Origin of the sequence: Tolypothrix sp. FACHB-123 (assembly GCF_014697075.1) — a bacterium.
Lineage (GTDB): Bacteria > Cyanobacteriota > Cyanobacteriia > Cyanobacteriales > Nostocaceae > Aulosira.
Genome location: NZ_JACJRE010000005.1, coordinates 183,337 through 198,137 on the forward strand (window position 1 = coordinate 183,337; position 14,801 = coordinate 198,137).

Here is a 14,801-nt window from a genome sequence, read left to right on the forward strand (position 1 = left end):
TGAAAAGTTTACTGCTGCATATCAGACAGCTAATAATATTTTTTAAGTTAGCTCAGTTAGATAACAGCAAAGCCAATTGACTTTGCCAATAATGAAAAATAGCTAATGATTGTTGTCGGGGGTAGATTTGATGAATAAATTAAGCCTTTATGTAATTTTGTTGTCTGGTTTGTGTTTTGGAGTAACAACTGCTAGTGCTAAGTCATCGTCTGTTAACAAACTAGATACTGAGTTACACAACCAACAAAAAGTAAATATGTTTGGTGTAACTACTGTTACCAAAGGAGTTACAGCGCCGTTTCCTAGTAGCAAGCCAACTTTAGAACCGTCAAAGAAAGTAAATAATTCTACTGGTAAACTTGCTTTACAAGCATCGCCGTTACCTAATGCTTTGGGTAAAAACTCAAAGCAAGTTTGGGTGATTAATCAAAATCAACCGCCACAGCAGCAACCATTTAATTGGATAGTTCCCAATCCTCAAGAAGTGGGAAAACAACCGTTATTAGTAGCGCAAAAAACACCAGAAAAGCCAAACACAAAGCCAAACACATCGAGTAAACCACCGAAAAAAGACGATCTAGAAGCGTTTGATGAAGTCATCAAAGATACAGAAAAGCAACAAGGACTATTTACTCTTTATCGCCAAAAAGAAAAAAATAAAATTTATTTAGAAATTCAGCCAGAGCAACTAAATAAAAATTATCTAGCTACGTCAACCTTGGAATCGGGGATTGGCGAACAAGGTATTTATAGTGGGATGCCTTTGCAGGACTTTTTATTTTATTTCAAACGCATAGACAATAACTTACAATTTACTGTACGAAATGTTAATTTTCGTACCAAAGAAGGAGATCCCCAGGCGCGATCGCTCGCCCGGTCTTTTAGCGATTCTATACTGTATACTATTCCCATTAAAAGCATCCATCCAGAACGGAAAACCCTGCTGATTGACTTAGGCGATTTGTTACTGACAGACTTAGCTGGCTTATCTTTAAGTTTGGGTATTCCTGGCGGGACAGATCAATCTTATTTTGGTAATGCCAAAGCCTTTCCAGAAAATATAGAAGTGCAGACAGTGTTAAATTTTTCTGGTGGTGGTAGTAGTAGTAGTCGAGAGAGTGAGATGCTGAATTTTGAGTCACTCGCAGACAGTCGTGGCTTCACTTTACGCATCCACTATAGTCTTTCTCAACTGCCAAATAACAAATATCAACCACGCCTAGCAGACGAGCGCGTTGGCTATTTTATCACGGCCTATCAAGACTTATCAAAAGACGATCGCGGCGACCCATTTGTCCGCTATATCAATCGCTGGAATTTGGAAAAAGAAGACCCCCAAGCGCCCATATCTCGACCGAAAAAACCAATTGTTTTTTGGATAGATAATGCTGTCCCTTATGAGTACCGCGATGCGATTAAAGAAGGGATATTAATGTGGAATAAAGCATTTTTGAAAGCAGGATTCAAAGATGCCATCGAAGCCCGGCAAATGCCAGATAATGCCACTTGGGACCCTGCGGATATTCGCTACAATACAATTCGCTGGATTAATACTATAGATGGCTTTTTTGCTAGGGGGCCATCCCGCGTTAATCCCTTGACTGGGGAAATTTTGGATGCAGATATTTTAGTAGATGGCAGTTTTGTCCGTGTACTGAAAAATGAATATCGACAAATAGTACAACCCAATCAAGTACAAGGACGTACTTCTTTGACGGCGTTGATGCAAGGTCATGCACTTTGTGCCAATAAATTAAGTAAAAAAGCTGAAAATAATCCTCAGCAGCAGCAAAAGCCGATGTTAAGGCGTTTAGCTAAAATGGCTGGAGAGTCAGATTTGTGCTACGGGATCGAAGCAGCTAACCAGTTTGCTTTGGGTGCAATGGCGATGACTCTTTTAGAAGACACCACAACTACCAAAGAACAGCTTAAAGAGTACATCCATCAATACTTACGCTTAATTATTGCCCATGAAGTAGGGCATACTTTAGGATTACGCCACAACTTCCGGGGTAGTAACTTGCTCCAACCAGAAGAAATGAACGATAAGCAGATTACCACTAATAAAGGTCTGACTGCTTCGGTGATGGATTATATTCCCCCCAATATTGCACCCCAAGGTACCAAGCAAGGCGATTATTTTCCCAGTATGGTGGGGCCTTATGATGATTGGGCAATTCAGTATGGCTATATGCCAACTCAAGCTTCAACTCCCATAGCCGAAAAGCCGATTTTGGACGAAATTGCTAGTCAATCCGATCGCCCAGAACTAAGTTACTCTACAGATGAGGATCGCTATGACCTTGATCCCACAGCCAACGCTTGGGATAATAGCAATAATGTCCTCCGCTATGCCCAATGGCAGTTAGATAACTCTCGCGTTATGTGGGATCGTCTAAACAAACGTTATCCAGTGGCGGGTGAGAGTTATAGCGATCTCAGCGATCGCTTTGGCTCCGTATTGGGTAACTATTTTCAAAATATATTTTATACCACTAAATATATCGGTGGTCAGTCCTTTTACCGCGTCCATGCTGGAGAACTCCCAAGCAAAGCAGGTGTTCGCCAACGCAGGTTACCATTTGAGCCTGTACCCGTAGAAAAACAACGCCAAGCCTTAGAAACTTTGCAAAAGTACGTGTTTGCTGAAGATGCGTTCAACTTTTCACCAGAACTGCTGAATAAATTAGCCCCTTCCCGTTGGTATCATTGGGGCAGCTATCCCTTGATTGGGCGTTTAGATTACCCCATTCACGATTTGGTTTTGACCTTGCAAAGTGCCGTATTGGTGGATTTACTTTCAGGTGATCGCCTTTCTCGTCTCAAGGACATCGAACTCAAGAGTCCCCAAGGTAAAGCTTTGAGTCTGCCAGAATTATTTGATACCTTGCAAAATGGCATTTGGACAGAAGTACTCAAACCCCAAGGCAAAACCCTAAAGATTTCTAGCCTGCGCCGTGGCTTGCAGCGCGAGTACGTAAATATTCTAAGTGATATTGTATTACGTAGAGAATACGTACCAGAAGATGCACGTACCTTAGCCTGGTACAAAATTCGCCAACTCAACGAGAAATTAGCAGGAGTAAATTCTGATGATGAGTATACGAAAGCGCATATTCTCGAAACACGCGATCGCATTGAAAAAATCTTGAATGCGCCGTTAAGGAGTAATTAAAAGGGCATTGGGCATTGGGCATTGGGCATTGCTCAGTGTCCTTGTCTTTGCTTGTACAGTAGTTTGCGAAATACAGTAGATTGCCAGTTTGTGAGGTACAGATGATTGTTGATTGTAGGGGCACTGGCAATGCCATGACCTCTAGAATAGATTAATGTGCCACAAAGGTTGTTTGATTTCTTCTTAATCAGAAAGCAATATTTGCAATTAAAACATAGGGAAAATTGCTAGGGCACAACATTGTTGTGCCCATATTTTTTAACTACTTAAAGCCTTTAAAAACCGTTGTAAACCCTTAAGTACACTGGGCTTTTTCGCGGGTGCAGTATCGGTTGCTGTTTGCGGCTGTCCTTTCATCAGGATGAGATCTAAGTCATCACCAGATGGCTTTTTCGGTAGTTCGGCAATTTTTTCATACTCGTCACCCTTTTCTACCCAAACTGACCACTGTTCCGGATAGCAACGAAAGACGGCAGTTTGGTCATCTACTGGGCGTAAGTAGTAGCAAGATTCTATGTTGCCAATAAAACGCTGACGCACTTGTCTGGCTGCATAACCCAAGCCGACAACACCGTAATCTTCTAAGCGAGGATTTAAGAAGATGGCGGGGCGATCGCCAATTTCTGCCATTAACTTTTCCATTTGCGGTACTTCTACAGAAGTTGGCGCAATAAACAGAAAAATTTCATCGTCTGGTTTAATTTTGGTACTAGGTGCATTAGCTCTACCCGTACCAATATCTGTAATTTTAAATGCAGCGTCTTTCCATTGGTTGCGCGCCAAAGCAGCCGCACCCGCATCAGCAAAGAAAACCTTCAAGCCTGAACCATATTCAGCAAATACAGGTAGATAATCTTCCGCTACTAGCATAAATTTGAGTTCAGGAAACAAAAACTCAACTTGTAGGCGAGTTTGTCCATCTGCTAGGGCTGCTTGGGTAGCTACGCGAGATTGGGCGATCGCTTCTTCAAGACTTTTAGGAAGTTCACTCATAGTCTGGCTCTTACTCTGGCTCTTAATTTGGTGTCTACTTTCATTGTTTCAGGATTAGCGATCCAAGTTAGCAACCCTTTGTTGCTAAATGTAGTTCAAATTTGTCACCCTGAAGCTTAAAAATTGAGTCAGTCTTGAGGATAGTTAGATATACAGCCTATAGGAAGATTAAATCTGCAAAATTTTTGACTAAATTAATCTGGGATGTCTGTTTAAGCACCAGGATATAACAAGGCTTGGCTCAATGCTGGGCCTTTTTTTTATTGGTCATTGGTCGTTCTTACAAAGTTGAGGCAGTCCGTTGGCGGGGGAACCCCGCTCAGACTTTGCGCTTTGTCATTTGTGATTCGTAATAGAGTTAGTTAATTAAGAAAGGCTGACTTAATATAGGCGATCGCACATCTTGCATCTCAGTATTTATATTTAGCTAATAATTTTTTAATAAACATTTTATTTTAGCAATAACATGAAAAATCAAGTTTATTAGCCTGCGGAGGCAGGCTTTGTTTGTATAGCCTCACCCTTATAGGGTGTAGGTGTAAGATAAGTAGAACGGCGCAAAAAAACAGAAGTATATAACAAAAAGTTAAATTACCTAAAAACCGCTTCCCAAGGTCATGGGGGCTTCCCCCATAACCGTGCTGACTCACCTTCTGCTCTCAGCATAGCTGCCTTTTCATCAAGACAATTTTTAACACCGACTTACTTATCTAAACAGTGGTTGGTTGTGAGAAAAGTTTCTCCCAGTCAATGACAGCGGGTCTTGTCCCTTTACTGATCAATTCATAAATTTGTCTTGCAGTGACTGGCTGAAAAAGGCATTCCACACAAGCTGAAGCCACATCAATTCGGCTGCTATCACCTGCAAGTTTATCACCTTGAGCAATGACCACACCGAACTTACCGTCTGTTTTGGCTTTGAGAAGAGTGTTAAGGTCGTATGAGGTATAAGGGCCATCAATCAAACGTCCGGGACGAATAATTGTGTAAGGTAATCCGGAATTAATTACTGCTTCTTCACCTTTTTGTTTTGCATCCAGCACACCAAAGCTATTAAGAATATTTAAAGGGAACTCATTTTTACGTGTAGTACCGCAAGAAGAAAGTAAAACAAACCGCTGAAGATTGCGAGGTGCTGCTGCTACTAAGTTACTCACACCTTGAGCATCAACTTTTTCGGGGCTGTTCTTAGCTCTAGATTCACGCAACTTCGGATCGAGCAAAAGCTGCACCCATTCAATCCAACTAGGACTGGGGTCAAACTCCCATCTACTAGAAGGAAAAGCACTAGTACCAGTACAAGAGATAATATGAGTAACATTCGCCATTGCAGCGGCTAGTTTAGCGGCGTCGCGAATATCACTAACAGCAATTTCCACGCGATCGTTAAACATCTTTTGAGCTTTTGCGGAATTCCTTGTGAGGATGCGAACCCCTAAGCCTTTCTCTAGTAGTTCACCTACTACCAATTGTCCTACTCCACCAGTGGCACCAGCAACCAGCACCAAATCTTTGACAGAAGAAGTCATAATAGCCCCCAATATCTTTTCTATTGCTTAATTTAATTAAAAATGTTGTGTAGGCCATCGCTCGCAAGGCATTACTCAAGCATTACTAAATTATTGCAATTCTTAGCCCATTTATTTTTGTCTAATTTTTTATCGTTGTTTATTGACGTTTTCTCAATCTTCGCGCCACCAAAACCCGAACAAATCCGCCCCATCAATCAACTTGCAGCTTAACTCTATGAAGTTCATCGATCAATGAGTAACCCTTGAAAATATTGACTTTTATTCTCAAAAGTTCTAGATTGCTTTAAGGATTTACTTGCAACTAATTTGCAAAATTTTTGAGAAAAGTTCTTAATGGAGAGTGAGCAATGAGTGTGAGGAAAAAGGGCTTGTTGGCTGCTGGGGCTGCACTAACTGCCCTTGCAGGTGTATTATTCAGCGCATCTGGGGGATTAGAGGCAATTACTACTAATTCCATTCTTAATCAACAAGCACCTACTTTGCTTGCCCAAAAAATTAATTCCTTGACAGTAGTTTTTCCTAGCAGATCTGATTCCACTGATTTGCAAAATAAAGCAAACGCGGTAGGCGCATTTTTATCTAGAGAATTGGGAATACCAGTTAAAGCACAAGTAGGGGATGATACAGCTGCGGTAGAAGCATTAAGAGCTAATCGCGCTGATGTAGCTTTCTTGAGTAGCCGTCCAGCGTTGAAAGCCGAACAATTAGCCAATGCTCGCTTGTATCTAGCTGAGGTGCGTGATAACTATTCTGGAAGACACACGTATAGCTCAGTATTTGTAGTGCCCAAAAATAGCCCCTTAAAAAGTAGAAATAACGCCAAAGGCACCCTAGAACAATTGCGGGGTAAAAGAATGGCGTTTACTTCTCCTACTTCTGGTTCTGGGTTTATTTTCCCCACTAGCGAATTAGTTAAACAAGGATTTGTACCTGATAAAGACCGTTTAAATGGTTTTTTCGGTCAAGTTAGCTATGGTGGTAATTACAGCAAAGCACTGCAAGCTGTTCTGCGCGGACAAGCGGATGTGGCTGTTGTCTCAGAATATGCGTTAAATCCTCCGTATATTACCGCAGAAGAAAAAAATCAGTTGCGCGTACTGCATAGAATTGCTGGCGTACCTGCTCACGGTATCGCCATTGACGATGATGTTCCCGCACCCATGCGCGAAAAAATTATTAATTCCCTACTCAAGTTAAATCAATCACAAAACAATCAGCTACTACGTAATTTATATAACTCGACAGAATTGGTGAGAGTAGATCACAATCGCCACCTAGCACCAGTTCGGGATGCACTGACACGCATTGGTATTGAACCGTAGTTGATAAAGGGCATGAGGCAGAGGGGGACAAGGAGGACAAGGAGGACAAGGAATTTTAGATTTTAGATTTGCGATTTTGGATTCCAATCTAAAATTTAAAATCCAAAATCCAAAATTGTTTCAATGCCCAATGCCCCATGCCCCATGCCCATTTTGATAACCTTAGATACTGGTGGAATTAATTTCGGGATGAACGATTATGTAATTGAGTGCCATAACTTAGAGACAGCTTATGTAAATTCTCTGAATCGCCCTATTCTTAATGGCATTAATTGTCAAATTAAACGGGGCGAATTTGTCGTGTTGTTGGGACTTAATGGCGCTGGTAAATCTACTCTACTGCGATCGCTTGTAGGATTAGTACCCTTAGTTAAGGGTGAAATTCAAATTAATGGTGTCACCATGACACCCCGCACATTACCAGCAATCAGGCGTGATGTGTCGATGCTATTTCAAGGTGGCGGGTTAATTCGCCAGTTATCTGCTATCGAAAATGTGCTTTGTGGACGCTTGGGTACAAAGACAACTTGGCAAACTTTATTTGGCTTTGGGCGACGCGATCGCCTTTTGGCATTAGATTTATTAGAACAGTTAGGTTTAAAAGATTTAGCTGAACAAAAAACCAGCCAACTCAGTGGGGGACAACAGCAACGAGTGGCGATCGCTCGTGCTTTAATTCAGTCACCACACATTCTCTTAGCTGATGAACCCATCACCGGCTTGGATGTTATCGCTTGTCAACAAGTGATGCAGACTTTATCAGAATTGCATTCTCAAAAAGGCATGACAATTGTGACGGTTTTGCACGATCTGGGGATAGCAGCAGAATATGCCCAAAGAGCGATCGTTGTCGATAGCGGATGTATTGTTTATGAGGGTGCTTGCGACAACCTGCAAGCAAAATTTGCCCAATTATCCCAAGTGTAGAGTATAAGCGCGCAAATATACATTATGAATTACTTATTTAATTCCAATCCTCTCCGGCGCTACCCTTGGGTAAGTTATTTCATCTTTCTGTTAATAGCTGTTGTAATTTATACTTGGGCATTACAAGGACTCAAAGTCGATTTTGCCTTAGTTAGCAACAGCTGGCCTTATATTACTGATTTTATCTCCCGATTATTTCCGCCAGATATAACAGTTTTAGATATAGCGATTCAAGCACTAATTGAAACTGTACAAATGTCACTGTGGGGAACCACTATCGGGGCAATTATTTCCGTACCAATTGCTGTAGCTAGCGCCAACAACGTAGCGCCAAAATGGTTGCAATGGCTAGCAAATTTACTCCAAAATGCCGTCCGTTCAGTTCCTTCAATTATTTTGGGGTTAATTTTTGTCGCCGCAACTGGATTAGGCGCACCAGCCGGTACTTTAGCTTTGGGAATTTATACTATCGGCTACCTGGCTAAATTTTATCAACAAGCGATTGAAGCCGTTAACCCCCGATCTATAGAATCTTTAGAAGTCATTGGTGCATCTAAATTACAAATTGCCCAATACGGGATTTTACCCCAAGTACTACCTTTGGGATTAGGTTATACATTTTGGATGTTTGAATATAATATCCGCGCCGCTTCTGTTTTGGGTGTAGTCGGTGCAGGTGGTATTGGCTTTCAGTTGAAAAGTTACATTGACGGTTTTGAGTACAACAAGGCTACAACCATGATGCTAGTACTTTTAGTAGTAGTCACAGTTATTGATGCGTTTAGTAGCCAACTCCGCCGTCGCCTTGATTCTATGTAGAAATTCGCGATAGAAAGCTTCGCTTTGACATTAAAATAATGTTTGCGAAACATAAATTATTTTTAAGGGCACAACAATGTTTGATGGTTGTGCCCTTACTTATATCTTTGGCATTGTTTTTTCAAATTGTGATTACTCCCAACATTGATTGACACAAGTACTAGTTTTGCAAATATTTCGCAAAAAATTTGCAAAACTATAGTACCCAAAATAAAAAGGAAACACTAAAAAATTTCTTGTAATATATTCTCATTAACGAGTGGCAATTCCACTAGCTATAGATTGTATTGGAATAGGTACTTCTGTGACTTCTTCTAATTGGCGTTCTGTATTGCGATCGCCAAAATGTTTATCCATGATATTGGAGACTTGTGCTGCACTAATGCGAGTGTAACGGGTTTTATCGGGCATAACTACGTTAGGGCCTGCTTTGCAGTTTTTCATACAGCCAGTACCTTTGATGGTAACTTGGTCTTCTAAACCGCGATCGCTCAAAGCAGCTTCCAAAGCTTGACAAACGCCCTTACCACCGCGCTTCATACAGTCAGATTTTTGACATACCAAAATCGTACTTTTCCCCTTACTTGGCTTAGCGCTAGCTTCCGTAATTGATGACGGTTTCGGTGGATGAGAGATAGGTGAAGGGATACCCATCTGTGTAATTGTCTCATTTGCCACATCTTGGCGCGCCGCCATCACCCGTTCAGCTTTAAATGTGACTTCACCTGTTGCTAATTGGTGCTTTTTCTTACCCACAATTTGCAGCCAAGTACCTCGTGGTAAGCGCAAATCAAAAGCAAATCTTAAATGTTTCGCCAATTTTATATAACATTCACCCTCGGCAGTCCATATCTGCAAGCCTTTAAGCTTATACCCATCTTTAATCACAAAGTCCATAAACCTGCCCTCAAGGCAAAAATCTGATACTTGCTGATTGTGGGATTCACTCATGTTTTTCACCTCATTATGTTGATTAGGACATAGTATTCAACGGGAAATCTTCAGCGGTAGCGACTTTGCCAGCATTTCTCTAGACTCCAAACCAGGTCTTGACGCTTAAGTGTAAATTGACGCATCAAACTCCAAAGTTGAACAGCGGCTAGGGAATTGCTGATTTCAACTTTCAACGGCTGGTTAGGCTCACACCAACAAGGAATATCTAGTTCCTGTAAACGTTGATACACCTGCCAGCGGTCTACCCAATTCACCTCTAAAACATGCTTGCTTTCGACTTCTGAACTAGACGGTTTCAAGAAATGTACCCTCAAAGTGCAACAAACTTGCAGTAACTACCGAGCTTTAATTCGCTGCTGTTTCCCATTTTTGGGAGTTCAGCCTCTTAAACCAGGATAACTTAAGTGCAAACAATTCTCATTTATTTTAGATAAGAATCTCAAATACTTGCAATGACCTGCCATTAAATAGGCAGGTGAGTAGGAAGCAGGGGCGACAAGAAAGACAACTGTACGGGCGGGTTCACAGATATCTTCGTCGATCAACGACGATCTAAATAAACCCGCCCCTACTGAATAATGACTATCAACACACTTTACGTAATGAATAATTTTAATGAGAAAAATTTAAAATTCCATGAAAATTATTGAAATTGCGTTTAATTTTTAGAGTGTTAATATGTAGAAACTCAGCAGTTAAACCTAACTGATAAAAGCGAGGAGAACCATGTCTGAAACCACAACAGTATTACGAAACTTTGGTGATGTTTATGACAATCCTGTATTGTTAGATCGCAGTGTAACTGCACCTGTTACAGAAGGATTTAACGTTGTTTTAGCTAGTTTTCAAGCACTTTCATTGCAGTATCAAAAACATCATTTTGTCGTTGAAGGTGCAGAATTTTACTCATTACATGAGTTTTTTAATGACAGCTACAAAGAAATCCAAGATCATATTCATGAAATTGGCGAGCGCTTAGATGGATTAGGCGGTGTACCAGTTGCTACCTTCAGCAAATTGGCCGAATTAACTTGTTTTACGCAAGAGCCAGATGGCGTATATTCTTCGCGTCAAATGGTAGAAAATGACCTGGCCGCAGAACAAGCTATTATTGGCGTGATTCGTCGCCAAGCTGCTCAGGCAGAGAGTTTGGGAGACCGGGGTACACGCTATCTCTACGAAAAAATTCTGTTAAAAACTGAAGAGCGGGCTTATCATTTGTCTCACTTCTTGGCTAAAGACAGCTTAACCCTAGGTTTTGTTCAACCTGCTCAAAACTAAAACTCTCATAATTTTCATCAGTTGCTTTTAACAGCATAAAAACTAGGCAGAAATAAGTCTTAAGAAAATATTAATTTTTGCAGAGAGTAGAATTACTACATCTCTGCAATTTTTAATTATGTATACCGATTAACAAAAGATTTAAAATTATAAAATATTCTTAATTAGCTACTTAGGAATATTTTTATTTAATGTTACCGTAATTTAATTACTTATCAACTATATATTATGTACAAACTTCAGAATCTTTTGCTAAAAATTGTCATTTTCCATAAAAATTAGTCATTAGTCATTGGTCAATAGTCAATAGTCAGTAGGGGCGGGTTTATTTGGATCTTTGTTAATAAATGAGGATATTGGTGAACCCGCCCCTACAGTCGTCATTTGTCTCCCTTGTCCCCCTGCCTCCTACACACCCTCCCTGTCATCAAACTTAGAAAACTTGATAATAAAAGGCGTGACCAGGGATAAACAATCTTAAAATAATCAGGATTTGTATTCTCTTACTCCATCCCAACGACTATGCCCCGCCGTCAAGATCTCCGGAAGATACTGCTTTTAGGTTCTGGCCCGATTGTTATCGGACAAGCCTGTGAATTTGACTATTCTGGTACTCAAGCTTGTAAAGCTTTACGTGAAGAAGGTTATGAAGTGGTGCTGGTGAACTCTAACCCAGCAACTATTATGACTGACCCGGAAACAGCCGATCGCACTTATATTGAACCGCTTACACCGGAATTAGTTGCCAAAGTTATCGCTAAAGAGCGACCTGACGCTTTACTACCCACTATGGGCGGACAAACGGCGCTGAACATTGCTGTAGCTTTGGCGAAAAATGGTGTTTTAGACGAGTATGGTGTGGAGTTAATTGGCGCGAAACTCCCAGCTATCGAAAAAGCGGAAGATAGAAAACTCTTCAATGATGCAATGGCGAAAATTGGGGTGAGTGTCTGTCCCAGTGGTACAGCTTCATCTTTGGAAGAATCTAAAGCGATCGCTCGTCGCATTGGGACTTATCCTTTAATTATCCGTCCTGCTTTCACAATGGGTGGTACGGGTGGCGGTATTGCTTACAACCAAGAAGAATTTGAAGAAATGGCGCAGGTTGGTATCGATGCTAGCCCAGTTTCCCAAATTCTCATTGACCAATCTTTACTTGGTTGGAAAGAGTACGAATTGGAAGTCATGCGAGATTTAGCAGATAACGTGGTAATTATCTGCTCCATCGAAAACCTTGACCCGATGGGTATCCACACCGGCGACTCGATTACCGTAGCACCAGCCCAAACCCTCACCGATAAAGAATATCAACGGCTGCGGGATATGGCAATTAAAATTATCCGCGAAATCGGTGTAGAAACTGGCGGTTCTAATATCCAGTTTGCCGTGAATCCAGTCAACGGGGATGTGGTTGTCATCGAAATGAACCCCCGTGTATCTCGCAGTTCCGCCCTAGCGTCTAAAGCTACCGGCTTTCCCATCGCCAAAATGGCGGCGAAGTTAGCTGTCGGCTATACCTTGGATGAAATTAAAAACGATATCACCAAAAAAACCCCGGCATCCTTTGAACCGACAATTGACTATGTAGTTACCAAAGTTCCCCGGTTTGCGTTTGAAAAGTTCCCCGGTTCGGAAGCGGTGTTAACTACGCAAATGAAATCCGTCGGCGAAGCCATGTCAATCGGGCGGACTTTCAACGAATCTTTTCAAAAAGCCCTGCGTTCCTTAGAAACCGGGCGCGCTGGCTGGGGTTGCGACAAAGCCGAAAAATTACCCAGTGGCGAACAAATTCGCGCCCAATTACGCACGCCGAACCCTGAGCGGATTTTTGCTTTGCGTCATGCTTTATTACTAGGGCTAACTAATGACGAAATCTACGAATTAACAGGAATTGATCCTTGGTTCCTCGATAAATTGCAACAAATTCTCGAAGTTGAGAAATTCCTCAAACGCACGCCGTTGCAGCAATTGACAAAAGAGCAGATGTATGCAGTAAAACGTGAGGGATTTAGCGATCGCCAAATTGCCTTTGCGACCAAAACCACCGAAGATGAGGTGCGGACATATCGCCAACAGTTAGGAGTCATCCCGGTTTACAAAACTGTAGATACCTGCGCCGCCGAATTTGAAGCGTTTACGCCTTATTACTATTCCACCTACGAAGACGAAACGGAAGTTTTACCCACCACCAAGCCAAAAGTGATGATTTTAGGTGGAGGCCCCAACCGCATCGGCCAGGGAATTGAGTTTGATTACTGCTGTTGTCACGCCGCCTATGCCCTCAAAGGTGCGGGGTATGAGACGATTATGGTCAACTCTAACCCAGAGACAGTCTCTACAGATTATGACACCAGCGATCGCCTGTACTTTGAGCCATTAACCAAAGAAGATGTCCTCAACATCATCGAAGCTGAGAACCCTGTAGGCATCATCATCCAATTTGGCGGGCAAACACCCTTGAAATTAGCTGTACCTTTACAAAAGTATTTGCAGCAGCTAGAAGCCGGGGAAAATTCTGTCATTCCTAAAATTTGGGGAACATCGCCAGATTCCATTGATATGGCAGAAGATAGGGAAAGATTTGAGAAAATTCTCAACCAGTTAAATATTGCTCAACCACCTAACGGAACCGCCCGCAATTACGAAGACGCGCTGATTGTCGCTAAACGCATTGGTTATCCAGTGGTAGTACGTCCCAGCTATGTATTGGGGGGAAGGGCGATGGAAATTGTCTACTCCGATACAGAATTAGAACGCTACATGACCTTTGCCGTACAGGTAGAACCAGATCACCCGATTTTGATTGATAAATTCTTAGAAAATGCCATCGAAGTTGATGTAGATGCGATCGCCGACCACACTGGCCGCGTTGTGATTGGTGGTATTATGGAACACATCGAACAGGCGGGGATTCATTCTGGTGATTCTGCTTGCTCCTTACCTTCCATTTCCCTTCCCCCAGCAGTGCTAAATCAAATCCGCACTTGGACAGTACAGCTAGCACAGGCGCTTTCAGTAGTTGGGCTGATGAATATTCAGTTTGCTGTTGTTGGTGCTAGTAGCTATTCGCCGCAAATTTACATTCTCGAAGCCAACCCCCGCGCTTCTCGTACCGTGCCCTTTGTATCTAAAGCCACAGGTGTGCAGTTGGCAAAACTGGCATCCTTAATTATGTCCGGTAAAACCTTAGAAGAGCTAAGCTTTACCCAAGAAGTGATTCCCCGTCACATAGCAGTTAAAGAAGCCGTACTGCCATTTAATAAATTCCCCGGTACCGATACCATATTGGGGCCAGAAATGCGCTCCACAGGTGAAGTTATGGGAATTGACAGCGACTTTGGCCGCGCCTATGCTAAAGCCGAAATTGGTGCAGGGGAACGGTTACCCTTATCAGGAACCGTCTTCGTCTCCATGAACGATCGCGACAAAGCCCCAGCCGTTAACGTCATCAAAGAATTTATCGATTTAGGCTTTACCGTCATGGCGACATTTGGGACACGCAAAGTCCTTCAGGAACATGGCTTAGATGTGGAATTAGTCTTGAAACTCCATGAAGGTCGTCCTCACGTTCTCGATGCCATCAAAAACCAGAAAATCCAACTGATTATCAACACCCCATCGGGAGAAGAAGCCCATACTGATGCTAGGTTAATCCGCCGCACAGCCTTGGCTTATAAAATCCCCATCATTACTACCATCGCCGGTGCCAAAGCCACCGTCGCCGCCATTCGTTCTCTGCAATCTACCACTTTAGATGTAAAAGTCCTGCAAGATTATTGTGCTTAAGTAGGGCATAGG

At 42.1% G+C, this 14,801-nt stretch carries 10 protein-coding genes; 6 read left to right on the top strand and 4 right to left on the bottom strand.

Annotated elements, in window-relative coordinates:
• Positions 1–130 precede the first annotated feature (130 nt).
• Complete coding sequence (locus tag H6G41_RS05615) at positions 131–3,175, top strand: zinc-dependent metalloprotease (protein ID WP_190744398.1); 3,045 nt, start codon at positions 131–133, stop codon at positions 3,173–3,175.
• Positions 3,176–3,433: 258 nt separating this feature from the next.
• Here H6G41_RS05615 and H6G41_RS05620 read toward each other — a convergent pair whose 3' ends face one another.
• Positions 3,434–4,168: a DUF1995 family protein gene (locus H6G41_RS05620; RefSeq protein WP_190744400.1), complete on the bottom strand. Its 735-nt coding sequence runs from the start codon at positions 4,166–4,168 to the stop codon at positions 3,434–3,436.
• A gap of 710 nt (positions 4,169–4,878) precedes the next feature.
• Positions 4,879–5,697, bottom strand: a complete 819-nt coding sequence (locus tag H6G41_RS05625) for an SDR family oxidoreductase (protein WP_190744402.1) — start codon at positions 5,695–5,697, stop codon at positions 4,879–4,881.
• 350 nt (positions 5,698–6,047) lie between these two features.
• Between H6G41_RS05625 and H6G41_RS05630 the strand changes: the two genes are divergently transcribed.
• The 3 genes from H6G41_RS05630 to phnE all read left to right on the top strand — a co-directional run bounded on the left by H6G41_RS05630 (position 6,048) and on the right by phnE (position 8,768).
• Positions 6,048–7,022, top strand: coding sequence for a phosphate/phosphite/phosphonate ABC transporter substrate-binding protein (locus tag H6G41_RS05630; RefSeq protein WP_190744404.1), 975 nt, complete (start codon positions 6,048–6,050; stop codon positions 7,020–7,022).
• 189 nt (positions 7,023–7,211) lie between these two features.
• Positions 7,212–7,949 (top strand): phosphonate ABC transporter ATP-binding protein, encoded by a 738-nt coding sequence (locus H6G41_RS05635; protein WP_190744515.1) that lies wholly within the window; start codon positions 7,212–7,214, stop codon positions 7,947–7,949.
• A 24-nt stretch (positions 7,950–7,973) separates the two neighbouring features.
• Entirely contained in the window at positions 7,974–8,768 is a 795-nt protein-coding gene (gene phnE, locus H6G41_RS05640; protein ID WP_190744406.1) for a phosphonate ABC transporter, permease protein PhnE, read from the top strand.
• A 252-nt stretch (positions 8,769–9,020) separates the two neighbouring features.
• Here the strand turns inward: phnE and H6G41_RS05645 are convergent, their stop codons facing one another.
• Both H6G41_RS05645 and H6G41_RS05650 read right to left on the bottom strand, forming a co-directional pair.
• Positions 9,021–9,719 (bottom strand): (2Fe-2S) ferredoxin domain-containing protein, encoded by a 699-nt coding sequence (locus H6G41_RS05645; RefSeq protein WP_190744408.1) that lies wholly within the window; start codon positions 9,717–9,719, stop codon positions 9,021–9,023.
• 50 nt (positions 9,720–9,769) lie between these two features.
• A complete protein-coding gene (locus H6G41_RS05650) occupies positions 9,770–10,021 on the bottom strand; it encodes an Asr1405/Asl0597 family protein (protein ID WP_190744410.1) in 252 nt (83 codons plus the stop codon).
• Between the two features lie 427 nt (positions 10,022–10,448).
• Between H6G41_RS05650 and H6G41_RS05655 the strand changes: the two genes are divergently transcribed.
• Positions 10,449–11,003 carry a Dps family protein gene (locus H6G41_RS05655; RefSeq protein ID WP_096644702.1) on the top strand — a complete coding sequence of 185 codons (555 nt, stop codon included), beginning with the start codon at positions 10,449–10,451 and terminating at the stop codon, positions 11,001–11,003.
• Positions 11,004–11,525: 522 nt separating this feature from the next.
• A complete protein-coding gene (carB, locus tag H6G41_RS05660) occupies positions 11,526–14,789 on the top strand; it encodes a carbamoyl-phosphate synthase large subunit (RefSeq protein ID WP_190744412.1) in 3,264 nt (1,087 codons plus the stop codon).
• The last annotated feature ends 12 nt before the right edge of the window (positions 14,790–14,801 follow it).